The sequence below is a fragment of the Parvibaculum sp. genome (genome assembly GCF_049672805.1).
Classification (GTDB): domain Bacteria; phylum Pseudomonadota; class Alphaproteobacteria; order Parvibaculales; family Parvibaculaceae; genus Parvibaculum.
In genome coordinates this window covers 1-2063 of the sequence record NZ_JBATWS010000280.1, presented here as the reverse complement: position 1 = coordinate 2063, position 2063 = coordinate 1, and the positions used below count along the sequence as shown (strand labels likewise).

The window sequence follows — 2063 nt, the reverse complement described above, 5'->3', positions numbered from 1 at the left end:
CCCGCGAACCGGCTCCGCATTTTCTATAACAGCCTCTATGTCGTAAGCGACAAGGGCGAGATCGTCGAGACCTACGACAAGCATCATCTCGTGCCCTTTGGCGAATATGTGCCGCTGCGCCATCTGCTCGGGCGGCTCGGGCTGCGGCAGATCGTGCAGTTTCAGGGAAGTTTCGAGACCGGCCCCGGTCCGCGCACGCTGACGCGGCAGGGCTTGCCGCCCGTCAGTCCGCTCATCTGTTACGAGGTGATCTTTGCCGACGAAGTCGTCGCGCGCGGCGAGCGTCCGGCCTGGTTCGTCAACATCACCAATGATGCGTGGTTCGGTGCCTCTGCGGGCCCCTATCAGCATTTCTCTCAGGTGCGCCTGCGCGCCGTGGAGCAGGGGCTCCCGATAGCGCGCTCGGCGAATAGCGGCATTTCCGCCCTTGTCGATCCATATGGGCGGGTGCTGAAAAGCCTCCCGCTTGATCGGCAAGGCGTGATTGATGCGGTGCTTCCCGCGCCGCTTGCCCCGACGCTTTATGCCCGGCTTGGCGATCTTTTCCCGGCCCTTCTGATGGTGGTCACTTTCGCCGCCGCCTGGCATGGCCGCCGCTTGCCGAAAAGCACTGGCTGAGAAGCAGATTCCAGCCTCCGGGTTCTATCCAGATTGGGCCTTGGTTGGCCCATTACAGCCATTTCGCGGCGGACCCATGCTGCGTACCCTTACCAGAAGTTGTAGGATGCCCTGATTGCTACCAGCCGTGGAGACCGGCCCGTGACCCGGAAACTGCCAAATCCCGTAGATGTGCATGTCGGCGCGCGCGTCCGCATGCGCCGCATGCTGATCGGCATGAGCCAGGAAAAGCTCGGCGAGAGCCTCGGCCTCACCTTTCAGCAGGTCCAGAAATACGAAAAGGGCACGAACCGCATCGGCGCAAGCCGTCTCTATCAGATCGGCGCTGTGCTGGGGGTGCCGATCGAGTTTTTCTTCGCGGGGCTGGAGCGGGCGGAAGCGAGCGAGGAAGGGGCTGCAGAAGCCGGTTTCGACACGGAGCTTCTTTCAAGCGCCGAAGGCATTCAGCTCAACAGCGCCTTCTTTGCCATTACCGACCCGAAACTCCGCAAGCGCCTGCTTGATCTGATGAAGGCGCTGGCCGGCCTGCCGGAAGAGGGCGACCTCCCCTCCCCGGAAGAGAATTAGGGCATTACGGCGAACAATAAGGCGATATGCACTTATGTGCATATCTTTTTGCGCTCGCCTGTTGACCGGGAACCAGATACTTGCAAAAACCAAAGTCGTTGGCGCGGCAAGGATGCGCCCGGCATTTTGGGTGGTCCGACGGGGGACCATTCCGAAGAGGGCAAGCTCTTTCCGTTTTGCCAGCGACTACCGAATGTCGAAGGGCGATTCCGTCATTTCCGGCGCAACTTCATCCCACACCCATGAGGGAGAACAACTTGGCTAGGTCAAACTTCCTGTTCACGAGTGAATCGGTTTCCGAGGGACATCCCGACAAGGTGTGCGACAGGATTTCTGATGCTGTTGTCGATCTCTATCTCGCCGCGGACCCTTACGCGCGCGTGGCCTGCGAAACGCTGACGACGACGAACACCATCGTCCTCGCCGGTGAAGTGCGCGGCCCCGACAGCATCACCAAGGAAAAGATTGAAGAAACCGCGCGCAATGCGGTGAAGGCCATCGGCTATGAGCAGGAAGGCTTCCACTGGAAGAATGCGCGCTGCGAAGTGCTGCTTCATGCACAGTCCGCCGATATCGCGCAGGGCGTTGATGCAAGCGGCAACAAGGATGAAGGCGCTGGCGACCAGGGCATCATGTTCGGTTATGCCTGCAATGAAACCGATGTGCTGATGCCCGCCCCGATCATCTATTCGCACCGTATTCTGAAGCGCATGGCGGAAGACCGTCACGCGGGCAAGCGTCCGGAATTCGAGCCGGATGCAAAGAGCCAGGTGACGCTGCGCTATGAAAACGGCAAGCCGGTCGGTGTCACGTCCGTTGTCGTCTCGACGCAGCACAAGGAAGGCGTGAAGCAGGCCGATCTGCGCGAACTCGTGCGC

The 2063-nt window shown here is 60.5% G+C and carries 3 protein-coding genes; all 3 read left to right on the top strand.

The window, feature by feature from the left end:
- On the top strand, positions 1 to 618 hold a 618-nt coding region (gene lnt / locus WBF74_RS09050; RefSeq protein WP_424438425.1), incomplete at its 5' end, for an apolipoprotein N-acyltransferase.
- Between the two features lie 195 nt (positions 619 to 813).
- Positions 814 to 1185: a helix-turn-helix domain-containing protein gene (locus WBF74_RS09045; RefSeq protein WP_424438428.1), complete on the top strand. Its 372-nt coding sequence runs from the start codon at positions 814 to 816 to the stop codon at positions 1183 to 1185.
- Positions 1186 to 1442: 257 nt separating this feature from the next.
- On the top strand, positions 1443 to 2063 hold a 621-nt coding region (locus tag WBF74_RS09040; protein WP_424438422.1), incomplete at its 3' end, for an S-adenosylmethionine synthetase N-terminal domain-containing protein.